This is a genomic window from Massilia sp. BAP21 (assembly GCF_057801335.1).
The window spans coordinates 4356390-4370531 of sequence record NZ_CM173596.1 but is presented as its reverse complement, the minus strand read 5'-3'; the positions used below and the strand labels follow the sequence as shown (position 1 = coordinate 4370531).

Below are 14142 nucleotides of genomic sequence, written 5' to 3'. Positions count from 1 at the left end.
TGCGCGCCGTTGTAAGGCGCGCGGTTCTGGTGGATAATTCGGCCCATGAACGATACCGCCACCCTCCCCCCGCTCCCAGACCGGCTCTCGATCGACCCGAGCAGCCCTTTCCATAACCGCGACGTGTTCCAGAACGACATCGGCATCCGCTTCAACGACAAGGACCGCTTCGACGTCGAAGAATACTGCCTCAGCGAAGGCTGGATCAAGGTCGCCGCCGGCAAGACGCTCGACCGCAAGGGCAAGCCGATGCTGATCAAGCTGAAGGGCAAGGTCGAGGCGTTTTACCGCTGATCGATTTGCGTGTGACATAACCCGAGGCGCCCGATGTGGCGCCTTTTTTTCGTCCGCATGCGACGGTATATCGCAAATTGATGACGCGCCGTCGATCGTACGGTGGGGTCATTGATGCCGGGGGCATCAATGACGAAGTGCCCACGCGGTACGCACGCATCCATTGGCCACGTGCCGCGCCGTCATCCAACCCGCGGCTTGAAGAGCATCGCTGTCTCGACTGATCTCTTCGTGCCGTTTCGACGTGTATCCGCCGCCGTGTGAACGGAGCCGCATCCACGCGAGCGCCTCACCGCGTGGGCACAGGTGCCCACCCTACGAAACGCCGACACGTTCCCGATCAAGCATGCGCCACCAGCTTCAGGCCGATGATCCCCAACGCGATCAGGCCGATCGATCCAAGCCGCACCGCACCGGCCGGCTCGCCCAGCATCCACATCCCGAACACCGCCGTGCCGATGGTCCCGATCCCGGTCCACACCGCATACGCCGTGCCCAGCGGTAGCTCCTTCAGCGCCAGGCCCAGCATGCCGACGCTGCCCAGCATCGCCAGCAGCGTGAAGCCGGAGATCACCGGCCGCGTGAATCCTTCGGTGTACTTCAAGCCCACCGCCCAGGCCACTTCCAGCAGGCCCGCAATCACCAGGTAAAACCAGCTCATCCTCCACCTTTCCATTCATCGTGAAAACCGGGCGAAGTATACCCGCGGAAGTGAAATTGGACCGGTCTCGGCAGGAATTTCGCGCATCCCTTAAGATGACCGCCAGCTTATTTCGCAGAAGGAGCAAGAATGACCACCCTGTTTGACCCGATCAAGATCGGCGCCCTGGAGCTGCCGAACCGCATCATCATGGCGCCGCTGACCCGCGCCCGCGCCATCGGCGAAGGCCGCGTGCCGAACGACCTCATGGCCGAATACTACGTCCAGCGCGCCAGCGCCGGCCTGATCCTGTCCGAAGCGACCTCGGTGACCCCGATGGGCGTCGGCTACGCCGATACCCCGGGCATCTGGTCCGACGAGCAGGTGGCAGGCTGGAAGAAAGTCACCGACGCCGTGCACGCCGCCGGCGGGCGCATCGTGCTGCAGCTGTGGCACGTCGGCCGTATTTCCGACCCGGTCTTCCTGGACGGCGCCGCCCCGGTCGCGCCGAGCGCCATCAAGCCGGCCGGCACCGTGAGCCTGGTGCGTCCAAAGCGCGAGTACACCACCCCGCGCGCGCTGGAAACGGCGGAAATCGCCGAGGTCGTGGCCGCCTACCGCAAGGGCGCCGAGAACGCGAAACTGGCCGGCTTCGACGGCGTGGAAGTGCACGGCGCCAACGGCTACCTGCTCGACCAGTTCCTGCAAGACAGCACGAACCAGCGCACCGATGAATACGGCGGCTCGATCGAGAACCGCGCGCGCCTGCTGCTGGAAGTCACCGACGCCTGCATCGACGTCTGGGGCGCCGACCGCGTCGGCATGCACCTGGCGCCGCGCCGCGATTCGCACGACATGGGCGATTCGACCCCGGCCGAAACCTTCGGCTACGTCGCACGTGAGCTGGGCAAGCGCGGTATCGCCTTTATCTTCGCGCGCGAAGCCGTGGGCGAAGACAGTCTCGGCCCGCTGCTGAAGCAGGAATTCGGCGGCCCCTTCATCGCCAACGAAAAGATGTCGGTCGAGACCGCCGAGAAGCTGCTCACCGAAGGCAAGGCCGACGCGATCGCCTTCGGCCTCTGGTTCATCGCCAACCCGGACCTGCCGCAACGCCTGCAGCAAGGCGCCGAGCTGAATCCGCTGCGCGCGGAAGTCATCTACGGCCAGGGCAGCGAGGGTTATACGGACTACCCGGCACTGTCGGCATAAGCCCCACGAGGCGGCCCTGCGCTGCCTTGTTTGAAACGCATAACGCCCGTCAATACGGGCGTTATGCATATATAAGTTCATGGTGCATCGAGAGAAGACCGGGCGGCGACCGCCGCCCTCTCCGGCCAGGGCCTGGCTCTCGCCATCCCCTGCCCTCCACGGTTGCACTCATGATATTCTTGCGCGATTCGCATCCGTGCCGCTCGTGGCACGTTCACAAGGAACCGCATTGAATATCTTCGCACCACGCGCCATGGCGCTTGCCGTCGCATCCGTTTTTGTGTTCAGCGCCGCCCACGCAGCGCCTTCCACCCCAGTCCGCGCCGAAAACGCCTTCCTCTCGCAACAGGATGCCGCCGCCCGCTCGGCACGCGTGTCGAACGTCGCCTACGCCCTGGAATTCGCACTGACCGGCAAGGAAACCTTCAGCGGCGTCACCAACGCCAGCTTCGACCTGGCCGATAACACGGCGCCCCTCACCATCGACCTCGACAAGGCAACCGTCAAATCGGTGACGGTCAACGGCAAGCAGGTGGACGCGAAGTACAACAACTGGTTCGTCACCATCGCAGCAAGCGACCTGGCCAAGGGCCGCAACACCGTCGTCATCGCCTACGAGCGCCTGCACAGCACCAACGGCGAAGGCCTGCACCGCATGGTCGACCCGGTCGATGGCCGCGTCTACACCTATTCCCATTTCGAGCCGGCCGCCGCGCACCAGATGTTCGCCGTGTTCGACCAGCCCGACCTGAAAGCGACCTACCAGGTAACGGCCACCGCACCGGCCGACTGGCACGTGGTCTCGACCACCCGCGAAACGAAGATCGAAGACCTGGGCGCCCTGCGCCGCTGGACTTTCCCGACCACGAAAAAGCTCAGCCCTTACAACTTCTCGCTGCACGCCGGCCCCTATAAAGTATGGGAAGACAAGAGCGGCAAGTACCCGATGCGCCTGTTCGCGCGCCAGTCGGTGGCGGCCCAGGTGACGCCGGAAGACTGGTTCCGCTACACGAAAGATGGCCTGGTCTTCTTCGACCAGTATTTCGGCATTCCTTACCAGTTCGAGAAATACGACCAGTTGCTGGTGCCGGACTTCCTGTACGGCGCCATGGAAAACGCCGGCGCCATCACCTTTGCCGAAGGCCGCTTCCTGCACAAGGCGAAGATGACCGACGCCCAGCGCCAGTCGCTGGCCTCGGTGATCATGCACGAGATGGCGCACCAGTGGTTCGGCGACCTGGTCACCATGCAGTGGTGGAACGGCCTGTGGCTGAACGAAAGCTTCGCTTCCTTCATGGGCACCCTGGCCACCGCCGAAGCGACCGAGTTCAAGGACGCCTGGCAGTCCTTCTACTCGGGCGGCAAGCAGGCGGCCTACGCCCAGGACCAGAAGGTCACCACCCACCCGATCGAGGTGCCGGTGGCCTCGACCGCGAACGCCTTCGACAACATCGACGCGATTACCTATTCGAAGGGCGCCTCGACCCTGGCCCAGCTGCGCCACCTGCTGGGTGCGGAAGTCTTCCGCAAGGGCGTGCACAACTACCTGGCCAAGTACAGCTACCAGAACGCCAAGCTGGAAGACTTCATCGGCAGCCTGGGCGAAGCGGCCGGCCGCGACCTCTCCGGCTGGACCCGCCAGTGGCTGTACGAAGCGGGCGTGAACACGGTGACCGCCGACTTCTCCTGCAAGGCCGGCAAGATCTCCTCGTTCACGCTGAAGCAGACCGCGCCAAGCAAGGCGTTGCCGACCCTGCGCGAACAGCGCGTGCAGATCGGCACCTTCAAGGTCGAGGGCGGCAAGCTGGCCCTGGCCCAGAACGTGGCGGTCACCTATTCCGGCGCCGCAACCAAGGTACCTGGCCTGGTCGGCACGGCCTGCCCGGACCTGGTCTACCCGAACTACCAGGACTGGGGCTTCGTCAAGGTGCAGCTGGACAAGCGCTCGTTCGCGACGGCGCGCGCCAACCTGTCGAAAGTCGACGACGCCCTGCTGCGCTCGATGCTGTGGCAAAGCCTGTGGGATGGCGTGCGTGACGGCCAGCTGCCGCTGAACGAGTTTATCCAGACCGCGCTGACGAATGCGCCGCTGGAAAAGGATTACACGCTGCTGAACGACGTGCTCGGCAAGGTGGCCGCGTCTAGCCAGTACCTGGACGCGATGAACCTGGATTCGACCTGGGCCAAGCAAACCCGCGTCCAGCTGGAAGACATGGCCTGGAACGGCGTGCAGGCGAACAAGGGCAACGAGAACTTCCAGCGCGCCTGGTTCGGCACCTGGCTGAACCTGGCCTCCAGCCCGGCGGCACTCGAACGCCTGCAAGGCATCCTGGCCGGCAGCACCACGGTCGAAGGCCTGAACGTGAGCCAGGACCTGCGCTGGTCCATCATCCGCCGCCTGAACCGCTACAACGTGGCCGGCGCTAGCGCGCTGGTGGAAAGCGAAGCCGCGCGCGACAAGTCGGATACCGGCCAGGCCGCGGCGATTGCCGCCACCGTCGTGCGTCCGGACGCGCAGGTCAAATCGCAGTGGCTGGCCACCGTCGAAGACCTGCAGACGAAGCAGCCGTTCTCGAAGATCCGCACCGCGATGGGCAGCCTGTACCCGGCCGAGCAGGGCGCGCTGTCAGAGCAGACCGCCGCGGCGCGCCTGGCCAAACTGCCGGCCATCGACAAGGAGGCCGGCCCGGTCTACATGCGCTCGTATGCAGGCTCCCTGATTCCGGCCACCTGCACCCCGGCCAGCGTGGAGCGCCTGGAAGCGGCGGCAGGCAAGTACACCGAGCTGTCGGCCGGCACCCGCCGCGCCCTGCTCGATACGCTGCAGGAAGACGGGCGCTGCGTGCGCATGGAGCAAGCCATGACGGTGAAGTAAGCCGCCATGCGGATCGGCGTTCCGGCATCTTCCAGCGTGTCGTGGACGCCGCTCGTCCTCACGCTGGGCCTGCACCTGCTGCTGGTGCTGGCCTGGCTGCTGCGGCCCGGCGTGCAGCCAGGGCCGCAACCCTCCGCCGAACGCGCCACGCTGCTGGTGATGGTCAAGCCCCCGGCAGGGGCCATCCCTGCCGCACCGCGCGCGCTACGCGAACCCGTACGCAAACCCGCGCAACGGCCAGTGGCGCGCGTCCTGCCTGCATCCGAACCGCCTGCAGCCGTGGTGACGGATGCCGAGTCTCCACAGCGTGAGCCAGTCCAGGCCGAGGTTGCCGCTCCCATCGCTTCCGTTGGAGAGCTGCTCGCCAGGTCGCGCGCCCTGGCAGGGCGCATCAGCCGCGAACTGCCTCCGGGCGACAGCGCGATGACGGCCGAACCTGCGGGCAAGTGGGAGCGCTTCGGCACGCAGGTTGCCGATGCGCGCAAGACCGGCAGCATGGCCGGCACCCTGGACAGCCACGTGTCTGCCGACGGCGTCATCGTCTACCGCAAGACCGTCGGCAGCCGGGTGCGCTGCTACCGCAGCGGCAGCGTCGGCGGCATCAATCCCTCCGATGGCCAGACGGCCGGCAACATCCCCTGCCCGACCGGCGTCCGCTGGACGCGGCTCTGAGGACATATGCAATTCGGAGACCGGCACCCTGCCGCACGGCCGAACTGGACGCCGCTCGCACTCACCCTCGGCTTTCACCTGCTGCTGGTGCTGGCCTGGCGCTGGCAGGCGCAAACAGTGCCGCTTCCGGCACTGCCCGAGCGGCTGATCGAACTGCTGCCCATGCGCCCGGTGCCGGCGCCGCCTGCCTCGGTTGCGCCGCCCGCGCCGTCCAACTCAGCTCCACCGCCGACACCCTTGCCGGCGCCGCGCAACACCGTTCCCGCGCCGCCGCCAGCAAGCGCGCCGCCCGTTCCCGCCGATACGGCGCCCGCCGTGCAACCCGACACCGCGGACATGCCCCAGCCGTCAGAACAGCCTGCGGGCGACGCCCCCGTCACGCTTGCCGGAGAAGACCTGCTTGCCGCAGGCAAGCGCAGCGCCGCCGCCTTCGACCGCGAGACGCGCAAGGGCAAGAGCGGCGTGCCCCTGGAGGCCGATACCCCGTGGTCGCGCTTTCGCAGCACGGTGGCCGCCGCCCACATCGACCGTTCGCTCAGCATGCGCATGGAAAAATACGAGTCGCCGGACGGCGTCGTCATCTACCGCACGACCCAGAATGGCAAGCAGACCTGCCGCATGACCGGCTCCGTGGTATTCGGTCCCGGCGCCGCCGGCGGCGGCAGCGCGGCCGGTGACGTGGCTTGCCCGAAGGGCGTGAGCTGGGAGCGCATGTAGGCCGGCATCCAGGCGCGCGCCGTGGTCCTCAAGGTGCGGGATTGCTGGACGGCCGGCACAGCTCGGCCACGCGGCGCCAGTCGCCGCTGCCGCCGCAGCCGGGCGGTGGTTGCCGGTCGAGCAGCTCGCGCAAGTCCAGCGGCGCCATCTCGTTGACGCGCACGCCGCGGTTGATCGGCAGGCAGAGCGCATCGTGCCAGGCCGCCGTCACCCCGGGCGGCCTGGGCACCGGCCCGCGCAGGCGCACGGCCGCCCGCTCGCATTCCTGTTTCGTTTCATAGACGCCACGCAGGCTGCTGCCTTCGAGCGTCACTTCCAGGTGCTGCTGCAGGTAGAGCAGCAAGACGATCGTGAACATGTTGGCCTCCGCAGCTGTCTGCCGGGTTCGGTTCGCACGCTTGAACTGGATCAGTCCGCTTCAACGCAGTCGGCTTAGGCTGTGCGCTCTCGATGCAAAGGACAGCCATGCCCAAGCTTATCACCTGGAACATCCAAGCGGCCCGCACGCCGCAAGGCGGCGCCGACCTGGACCGCGTCGTGTCCACGCTCACCCGCTTTTCCCATTTCGACGTGCTGTGCCTGCAAGAAGTAGCTTGCGGGTATGAATCGCGCAACGGCACCCCGCTTGGCGACCAGTTCGCCGGCCTAGCCCTGCGCCTGCCGGGCTACAACCTGGCCTGCTGCACCGCGCTCGACACGCTCGCGCCCGACGGCAGCCGGCGCCGGCTCGGCACCATGATTTTTTCCCGCTACCGGATACTGCAGGTCTTGCGCCACTCGCTGCCCTGGCCGGCCGACCCCGAGGTGATGAGCATGCCGCGCAGCGCGCTGGAAGTCACGCTGCAAACGCCGGCCGGGCTGCTGCGCGTGCTGTCGGTGCACCTGGAGGATTTTTCGCTGCTCCAGCGCATGGCCCAGGTCGAGCGGCTGCGCGAGCTGCACCGCGAAGCCGTGCTGCAGGCGCGCGTGCTGCGTCCGGGCGGGCCGGAGCACGGCGCCTTCGAGGCCCTGCCACGCGCCGCCAGTGCGGTGTTGCTGGGCGGCTTCAACATGCTGCCCGATTCGCCCGAGTATGCGCGCCTGCTGGCGCCCTTCCCCGATGGCACGCCGCCGCTGCGCGACGCCTGGCGCCTGTCGCAGCCGGGCCGGCGCCACGCGCCCACGGTCGGCCTGCACGACGACCATCCCGACGCCAACGCGCCCTTCGCCTTCGATTTCGCTTTCGTCAGCGCCGCCCTGGCCGAGCGGGTCGGGCGCATGCGCGTGGACGCGGCGGAAACCGGGTCGGACCACCAGGCGCTGCTGCTGGAGCTGGGTTGACCCGAGCTGGGCTGCACCGAGCCGCGCCCGCGGTTAGAATGTTCCTTTTGGCGGCGGACCCGGGCGTTTGCCGTGCGCTTTGCAAGGACATCACTTGAACTGGGATTATCCGCACCCCTTTACCTTACCCCTCGTGCCGCGCGTCGAGGACATCGACGGGCTGAACCACACCAACAACGCCGTCTACGTGCGCTGGTGCGAACAGGTCGGCTGGGTCCACTCCGAGTCGCTCGGCCTCTCGCTCGACGACTACCGGCGCCTCGACCGCGCGATGGCGATCCGGCGCGGCGAATACGAGTACATCCTGCCGACCCTGCTGGGCGAGGAGCTGACCCTGGCCACCTGGCTGGTCGGCGGTGACGGCAAGCTGTCGATGGAACGCCGCTTCCAGCTGGTCAGGAACAGCGACGGCGCCACCGTGCTGCGCGGACGCTGGGAACTGGTGTGCATCGACATCAGCGGCGGCCGCCCGCGGCGCATGCCGCCGGCCTTCCTGGAGGCCTACATGCCGCAGGTGGTCGGCGCCAGCGGCGGCAGTTAAGGCAATGCACGAGCGCGCGCCATCTACCTTGCGCGCGCTCAAAGGCAAACTTGAGCAATCCGCGCCGGGCGGCGGGAGTGACGGGCGACACTTTGCGGGTGTCTGCCTCGACAAGGAACGCCATGTCTGCCCCTTTTTCCTTCGGCGCCCGCCGCCCCGCGAACCGCCCCGCCAATCCCTTCGTCGCGGTGCTCTGCTGCGCGCTGCTGCTCGTGCTCGATGGCTGCCGCTGGCGCGAAGGCGCATCCGAGCAGCTGGTGATACCCGAGGTCGTGCGCACCAACCTGTACGTGGCCCCCGGCGGCTCGGACGCGAACCCCGGCACCGAGGCCGAGCCCTTCCGCACCATCGGGCGCGCGGCCCAGGTGGTCACGCCCGGCACCACGGTGTATGTCGGGCCGGGCCAGTACACCGGGGGCTTCCGCACCAACGTCAACGGCAGCGCCGAGGCGCGCATCATCTTCCAGTCGAGCGAGCGCTGGGGCGCGAAGATCGTCCCGCCGCTCGACTCGCGCACCACCAGCGCCTGGGACAACCGCGGCAGCCACGTCGACATCGTCGGCTTCGAGATCGACGGCACCCAGTACCAGAGCGGCAGCAAGTGGCTGAGCGGCATCTATAACGGCGGCTCCTACAACAGCATCCGCCACAACCACGTGCACCACGTCGGCCTCGACGTGCCCTGCGAAAGCGCGGGCGGCGCCGGCATCGGCGTCGACAGCTACTACCGCGGCACGAAATCCGAGGTCATCGGCAACAACGTGCACGACATCGGCCCGCTCGATTGCCGCTTCCACCACGGCATCTACATCAGCACCGAAGGCCGGGTGCGCAACAACCTGATCTACCGCGTGGCCGGCGCCGGCATCCACCTGTGGCACGACGCCAACCGGGTCGACGTCACCGGCAACACCATCTCCACCTCGGGCACCGGGATCGTGGTCGGCGGCGGCGACTACTACCACTCGAAGGGGCCGAACGACTTCACCCAGGTAGCCAACAACATCGTGTTCGACAACAGGCACGGCGTCATCGAACAGGGCGACACGGGTGAGAACAATATCTACGTGAACAACCTGGTGTTCCAGAACGCAGTGGCCGATTGGAAATTGCCTGAGGGACGGCGCCACGTCGGCACGATTGCCGCCGAACCGGCCTTTGTCGAGTACAGCCGCACCGGCACGCCCGACTTCCGCCTCAGTCCCCGCTCGCCGGCCATCGGCAAGGGCGTGGGCGGCGACAAGCCGGAACAGGACTTCCAGGGCAAGCCGCGCAACAAGGAGACCGGCTTCGATATCGGGGCCTACCAGCACTAGCAAACATGGTGGTTTCCGGCAGCTTGTCCGGCAAATAGCGCATTCCGTCTCAAAAACTTGGTTTTTGAAAAATGCCGTATCTAGAATGGCTGCATTCAAACAAACCGGGACACACCGCCATGCGCCGACTCATCCTTGCCGCCACCCTCTCCTCGCTCGCCTCCTTCGCATTCCCTTCCATTGCGCATGCCGGGGACCAGCAGCGCAGCGCGCCGGCCTTTACCTCGATCTACGTCAAAGGGGCGATCAACGTCACCGTCGACCGCAACGCGGCCCAGACCCTCACCGTGCGCGGCGACGAGAAATTCCTCAACAACCTGGTCAGCGAAGTCGTGGGCGGCGAACTGCGCCTGAGCATGCGCGACGACCGCATGAAGACCACCAGCCGCGGCGACGAGCGCGTGATCGTCGGCATGCCGGCGCTGCGCGCCTTTGCCGCCGAGGGCGCCGGCGAAATCCGCCTGAACGACGTGCGCGGCGAGCGCTTCGACATCAACTACCGTGGCGCCGGCAGCCTGCGCGCGAGCGGCGAGGTCAAGACCTTCAGCATGAAGGCCGAGGGCGTGGGCGAGGTCGATGCCAAGGCCCTGCTCGCCGACAACGTCGACGTCACCTTCCGCGGCGTGGGCGACGTCCGCGTCCATGCCCGCAAGCGGCTCGACGCGAAAGTCCAGGGCATCGGCAGCCTCACCTATTACGGCAAGCCGCCGGTCGTGAACAAGTCCGCTTCAGGGCTGGGCAGCGTTGACGCCGGCAACTGAGCCAGCGCCAGCGACACCCGGCAGCGGGCCCCGCCCGCTTACAGGATTTCCCGCACCTTGTCGAAGGGCCGGCACAGCCGTACGCCCTTGGGCGTGACCACGAACGGGCGTTCGATCAGGACCGGGTGCGCCAGCATGGCGTCCAGCAGCGCCTCGTCGGACACGCCCGGCGCATCCAGTCGCAATTCGGCGGCCAGGCTTTCCTTGCTGCGCAGGGCCTGGCGCGGCGACAGGCCGGCCGCCGCCAGCATGCCCTGCAGTTCGGTGCGCGTGGGCGGCGTGGCCAGGTATTCGACGATGCGCGGTTCGTGGCCGGCGTCGCGGATGGCGGCCAGGGTATTGCGCGAGGTGCCGCAGCGCGGATTGTGGTAAATCGTGATATCCATATCGTGAAGGCTTGCCAGTCCGGCAGCGTGAAGTAGTCGCATGAAATGGTAGCGGAAGTGCCGCCACGGGCGGCCGCATCATACCGCGTACGCCTTGCAACAGCACATTCCTTTTTTCTTGTCACCCCTGTTCTCGCCATATAGAATCCACCCTCGGTTTTCCGGGAGGGAAGTAATTCTTGCGGGAACAGCTATCAAAAAACGGCCGGCTCGCGCACGGCACGACGGAGAAAACATGATCGACCACCTGCTGCGCCCCGCAGACCTGCCAACCTGGCGCCAACGCACTGCGCTGCGCATGCTGAACATGTTCGGCTGGAAGCTGCGCCACAAGCCCCTGCCCGGCCCGCACGGCATCGTCGTCGTCTACCCGCACACATCGAACTGGGACTTCCCCATCGGCCTGCTCGGCAAGTGGGCGCTGGACCTGGATTTCCGCTGGCTGGCCAAGGATTCCCTGTTCAAGGGGTTGATGGGTCCACTCATGCGCTACTGGGGCGGCATTGCCGTCGACCGCCGCGCGCCGATGGGCGCCACCCGCTCGCTGGCGCAGAGCATGCTGCGCGAGACATGGTGCTGGGTCGCCATCACGCCGGAAGGCACGCGCGGCTACCGCCCGCACTGGAAGAGCGGCTTCTATCACCTGGCCGCCGCCGCGAACGTGCCGCTGCTGCTGGTCTACATGGACTACCGCACCAAGGTCCTGAGCGTGGTCGACACCGTGCGCCTGAGCGGCGACCAGGATGCCGACATGGCGGCCATTGCCGCCGTGTACGAAGGCAAGCAGGCGCTGCACCCGGAACTGGCCGCGCCGATCAAGCTGGCGCCGCCGCACAATGGCCCGGACCGCAGGAAAAGCGCCTGAGCGCTGCCCTGGGCCCCGCCCTGGGCCCTCAATTGGCGAGCGCGCCCTTGCGTTCGCGCACGAACAGCGTCTTGTAGTAGATCGCCGTGGCGCGCCAGGCGCCATCCGGCGTGGCGCAGTATTCCGGCAATTCGCCAATCTTCGTGTAGCCGAGCCGCGCGTACAGCGCCTCGGCGTTCGACCCCGCCTCGGTATCGAGGAACAGCAGGCCGCGCTTGAGCGCCAGCGCCTGCACCTCGGCCGCCTCCATCAGGGCCGTCGCCGCCCCGCCGCGGCGCGCGCCGCTATGCACCAGCAGCTTCTGCACCTCCGCCCGGTTCAGGCCGTTCGGCTTCTGGCACAGGTCGAGCTGGACCGTGCCGACCAGTACATGGTCGCGCCAGGCCACCAGCAGTACCCGCGTTCCCGCGGCCACGGCCTCGCGCACGCCGGCCCAGTAGGCGTCGGCCGCCGCCTCGTCGATCGAGGCCATGAAACCGACCGATGCGCCGTGCGCGACAGCGTCGAGCAAGAGCGCGCGCAATGGCGCCGCATGCGCTGCCGCGCCGGCGGCGTCGAGCATTCGAATCTGCATCATTTCCACCCTCCTCTGTCGAATGGAAGAGCGTGCAGGATTCGTGCCTGCTTGTCGAGGGCGCCGGTCAGGGGTGCGCGCCCCATGCTGGTGCAATTGGCCGGCGCATGCACTAAAAACGGACCCCGGCGGCGAGCGCAACGACATCGCGGTCGGCCACCGGGTTGTAGTCACCGCCCCAGCTCGGCGCCCAGGCAAGTTCCAGCAGGTAACGCTGGCGGTATTCGAAGCGCAGCGCCGCGGTGGCGGTCTTGCGGCCCTCGTTCAGCAGGAAGTCGCCCGACCAGCCCTTGACGTCGTGCGCCAGCACCAGGCTGGCGTTGCAGGCCAGGCCAGGCAGCAAGGTGAGCAGCACCGCCGGCATACGCGCGTCCACGCGCAGGCGGTAGCCCCAGGCGTTCGTACTGGCATAGCCGCGCAGGCTGCACTGGCGCGCCGCGTTCCCGGTGGTAACGTTGCAGGCGCCGTTCACCGGCCCCACTCCGAAGATGTCGGCGCGGCCATAGCGGCGCACGGCCGGGTCCGGCAAGCCGGCGGCATGCTTGCCGACCACCTCGGCCGTGGCCACCAGCGCCACCGGCCCGGCCTGCCATTCGCGCTGCACGCCCAGCTGCAGTTGCGACATCGGATGCAGGTCGTAGCCGTGGTACACGCCGCCCGGCGGCACGGCGTCGGCATCGGCGCGCAGCAGGGCCGGCACCGTGGCGTTCAGGAAAGGCGGCAGCACGTCGCCCGGGGCCAGCATGAAGGGCTGGCGCGGCCGGTACGAAGCTTCGCCGTACAGGCTGGCCTTGCCGCGCTTGTGCAGGAACGTCAGCGCGGTGATCGCCAGGTCTTGCGGGTACTCGGAAAAATAGGCCATGTTGCGCCCGTCAGGGTCGCCCGGGATCAGGGCCGGTCCGGCGGGCCGGGTGCTGCGGCGCAGGCTGGGCAAGGCGCTGCGCGCATTGTAGCGGGCGTGATACAGGCCGAAGTCGGTGGCCAACGCCGCCGATTTCCAGCTGAGCGCGACGCCGTATTCCGGGCCGTTCACCGCCGGCGTGGGCAGGCGTTTCTGGTAGGCGCCGAGCGGGATGCGGGCGCGGTCGCTCACGGCGGGCTGCCCCGACATCACCAGGTCGCAGCCGGGCGCCAGGTAATCGCTCACCGACCACAGGCTGCCGCACAAATCGAGCGCCGTCGGCTGGTGCCGGGTCTGGTAATAGGCTTCGAGGCCGAGGGCCGGCGTCAGCTCGACGCGCCCGAGCAGCATCGGCGCCGGCGCCCGCATTTCCTGGGGAATCGCGCCGGCCCTGCGCGTGGCCGGCAAATCCCTGGGGTTCAGGGCTTCCAGCCCGCCCGGGGTGATCGAGCGTTCGCCCCAGTTCAGGGACTGGCGCCCGAGGCGCGCGCTGTAGCGCATGGCGCCGGCCTGGCCCGCATACTGGAGCCAGGCGTCGCCCAGGGCCACGCCCGAAAAGCGCGCCAGCCGTGCGGCGCCGGCATCGTCCAGCGGCGCATTCGGCGCATAGCCGTTGATGGAATTGCCCCAGGGACGCTTGCGCCGTTCCAGCGCTTCGTCGCGCCAGGCCTTGACGCGCACCAGCGCCGACCAGGGGCCCTGGCGCAGGTCGAGATCGAGGGTGGCTTTCCAGGCCAGCGAGGCCAGGTCGCCGCGTCCGAAGTTCATGTTGCCGTCGTCGCCGTTGCCGCCGCTGCCGAAGCCCGCCAGGCCGATCGCCGCGGCGTTCACACCGGTCAGGAGCTGCGGGTCGCGCGCCTCGCTGCGGGCCACCGCGCCCAGCATCACACGGCCACTGAGCTTGGCGTCGATGGCCTGCGCACATGGGCTGCCCAGCGCCAGGCCAAGGACTGCCAGGCCGGGCAAGGTTCGGGAGCGGTCCAGGCTGATCGCTAAGGGGCGGGGGGGCTGCCCGGACGGGTGCCGGGTCGTTGTCTGCGTTGCCATGGCGTTGCCCGGCTCAACCATGCT

At 67.8% G+C, this 14142-nt stretch carries 15 protein-coding genes; 10 read left to right on the top strand and 5 right to left on the bottom strand.

The window, feature by feature from the left end:
• Positions 1-45 precede the first annotated feature (45 nt).
• Positions 46-294 (top strand): DUF3297 family protein, encoded by a 249-nt coding sequence (locus tag ACWYRN_RS19415; RefSeq protein WP_229435270.1) that lies wholly within the window; start codon positions 46-48, stop codon positions 292-294.
• A gap of 340 nt (positions 295-634) precedes the next feature.
• Here the strand turns inward: ACWYRN_RS19415 and sugE are convergent, their stop codons facing one another.
• Positions 635-955 (bottom strand): quaternary ammonium compound efflux SMR transporter SugE, encoded by a 321-nt coding sequence (sugE, locus tag ACWYRN_RS19410; protein ID WP_290425226.1) that lies wholly within the window; start codon positions 953-955, stop codon positions 635-637.
• 129 nt (positions 956-1084) lie between these two features.
• Between sugE and ACWYRN_RS19405 the strand changes: the two genes are divergently transcribed.
• The 4 genes from ACWYRN_RS19405 to ACWYRN_RS19390 all read left to right on the top strand — a co-directional run bounded on the left by ACWYRN_RS19405 (position 1085) and on the right by ACWYRN_RS19390 (position 6407).
• The gene (locus ACWYRN_RS19405) at positions 1085-2143 is read left to right on the top strand and encodes an alkene reductase (protein ID WP_488689260.1); all 1059 of its coding nucleotides are present in this window, start codon (positions 1085-1087) and stop codon (positions 2141-2143) included.
• Positions 2144-2372: 229 nt separating this feature from the next.
• Entirely contained in the window at positions 2373-5018 is a 2646-nt protein-coding gene (gene pepN, locus ACWYRN_RS19400) for an aminopeptidase N (RefSeq protein ID WP_488689258.1), read from the top strand.
• 6 nt (positions 5019-5024) lie between these two features.
• On the top strand, positions 5025-5690 hold the full coding sequence (locus ACWYRN_RS19395; protein ID WP_488689256.1) for a hypothetical protein: 666 nt from the start codon (positions 5025-5027) through the stop codon (positions 5688-5690).
• A 6-nt stretch (positions 5691-5696) separates the two neighbouring features.
• The gene (locus tag ACWYRN_RS19390; protein WP_488689255.1) at positions 5697-6407 is read left to right on the top strand and encodes a hypothetical protein; all 711 of its coding nucleotides are present in this window, start codon (positions 5697-5699) and stop codon (positions 6405-6407) included.
• 28 nt (positions 6408-6435) lie between these two features.
• Here the strand turns inward: ACWYRN_RS19390 and ACWYRN_RS19385 are convergent, their stop codons facing one another.
• Positions 6436-6765, bottom strand: coding sequence for a hypothetical protein (locus ACWYRN_RS19385; protein ID WP_488689254.1), 330 nt, complete (start codon positions 6763-6765; stop codon positions 6436-6438).
• Positions 6766-6872: 107 nt separating this feature from the next.
• Between ACWYRN_RS19385 and ACWYRN_RS19380 the strand changes: the two genes are divergently transcribed.
• From ACWYRN_RS19380 to ACWYRN_RS19365, 4 genes are all read left to right on the top strand, one after another.
• Positions 6873-7727, top strand: a complete 855-nt coding sequence (locus ACWYRN_RS19380; RefSeq protein ID WP_488689252.1) for an endonuclease/exonuclease/phosphatase family protein — start codon at positions 6873-6875, stop codon at positions 7725-7727.
• 94 nt (positions 7728-7821) lie between these two features.
• Positions 7822-8268 (top strand): acyl-CoA thioesterase, encoded by a 447-nt coding sequence (locus ACWYRN_RS19375; RefSeq protein WP_488689251.1) that lies wholly within the window; start codon positions 7822-7824, stop codon positions 8266-8268.
• A 122-nt stretch (positions 8269-8390) separates the two neighbouring features.
• Positions 8391-9584, top strand: a complete 1194-nt coding sequence (locus tag ACWYRN_RS19370) for a DUF1565 domain-containing protein (RefSeq protein WP_488689250.1) — start codon at positions 8391-8393, stop codon at positions 9582-9584.
• 119 nt (positions 9585-9703) lie between these two features.
• Positions 9704-10345, top strand: coding sequence for a head GIN domain-containing protein (locus tag ACWYRN_RS19365; protein WP_488689248.1), 642 nt, complete (start codon positions 9704-9706; stop codon positions 10343-10345).
• 38 nt (positions 10346-10383) lie between these two features.
• On the opposite strand, the gene arsC is transcribed toward ACWYRN_RS19365, so the two are convergent.
• Entirely contained in the window at positions 10384-10731 is a 348-nt protein-coding gene (gene arsC / locus ACWYRN_RS19360; protein WP_488689246.1) for an arsenate reductase (glutaredoxin), read from the bottom strand.
• A 235-nt stretch (positions 10732-10966) separates the two neighbouring features.
• Between arsC and ACWYRN_RS19355 the strand changes: the two genes are divergently transcribed.
• Positions 10967-11596 carry a 1-acyl-sn-glycerol-3-phosphate acyltransferase gene (locus ACWYRN_RS19355; RefSeq protein WP_488689244.1) on the top strand — a complete coding sequence of 210 codons (630 nt, stop codon included), beginning with the start codon at positions 10967-10969 and terminating at the stop codon, positions 11594-11596.
• 28 nt (positions 11597-11624) lie between these two features.
• On the opposite strand, the gene ACWYRN_RS19350 is transcribed toward ACWYRN_RS19355, so the two are convergent.
• Together ACWYRN_RS19350 and ACWYRN_RS19345 are read right to left on the bottom strand one after the other, a co-directional pair.
• Positions 11625-12173, bottom strand: a complete 549-nt coding sequence (locus ACWYRN_RS19350; RefSeq protein ID WP_488689243.1) for a GNAT family N-acetyltransferase — start codon at positions 12171-12173, stop codon at positions 11625-11627.
• A gap of 109 nt (positions 12174-12282) precedes the next feature.
• On the bottom strand, positions 12283-14037 hold the full coding sequence (locus ACWYRN_RS19345; protein WP_488689242.1) for a DUF1302 domain-containing protein: 1755 nt from the start codon (positions 14035-14037) through the stop codon (positions 12283-12285).
• Positions 14038-14142 lie beyond the last annotated feature (105 nt).

Excerpts from the sequence above, each read along its gene's own strand:
- ACWYRN_RS19380 (WP_488689252.1), top strand. The coding sequence starts at position 6,873 with ATGCCCAAGCTTATCACCTGGAACATCCAAGCGGCCCGCACGCCGCAA.
- ACWYRN_RS19355 (WP_488689244.1), top strand. The coding sequence starts at position 10,967 with ATGATCGACCACCTGCTGCGCCCCGCAGACCTGCCAACCTGGCGCCAA.
- ACWYRN_RS19370 (WP_488689250.1), top strand. The coding sequence starts at position 8,391 with ATGTCTGCCCCTTTTTCCTTCGGCGCCCGCCGCCCCGCGAACCGCCCC.
- ACWYRN_RS19350 (WP_488689243.1), bottom strand. The coding sequence starts at position 12,173 with ATGATGCAGATTCGAATGCTCGACGCCGCCGGCGCGGCAGCGCATGCG.
- sugE (WP_290425226.1), bottom strand. The coding sequence starts at position 955 with ATGAGCTGGTTTTACCTGGTGATTGCGGGCCTGCTGGAAGTGGCCTGG.
- ACWYRN_RS19385 (WP_488689254.1), bottom strand. The coding sequence starts at position 6,765 with ATGTTCACGATCGTCTTGCTGCTCTACCTGCAGCAGCACCTGGAAGTG.
- ACWYRN_RS19365 (WP_488689248.1), top strand. The coding sequence starts at position 9,704 with ATGCGCCGACTCATCCTTGCCGCCACCCTCTCCTCGCTCGCCTCCTTC.
- ACWYRN_RS19415 (WP_229435270.1), top strand. The coding sequence starts at position 46 with ATGAACGATACCGCCACCCTCCCCCCGCTCCCAGACCGGCTCTCGATC.
- arsC (WP_488689246.1), bottom strand. The coding sequence starts at position 10,731 with ATGGATATCACGATTTACCACAATCCGCGCTGCGGCACCTCGCGCAAT.
- ACWYRN_RS19395 (WP_488689256.1), top strand. The coding sequence starts at position 5,025 with ATGCGGATCGGCGTTCCGGCATCTTCCAGCGTGTCGTGGACGCCGCTC.
- ACWYRN_RS19405 (WP_488689260.1), top strand. The coding sequence starts at position 1,085 with ATGACCACCCTGTTTGACCCGATCAAGATCGGCGCCCTGGAGCTGCCG.
- ACWYRN_RS19390 (WP_488689255.1), top strand. The coding sequence starts at position 5,697 with ATGCAATTCGGAGACCGGCACCCTGCCGCACGGCCGAACTGGACGCCG.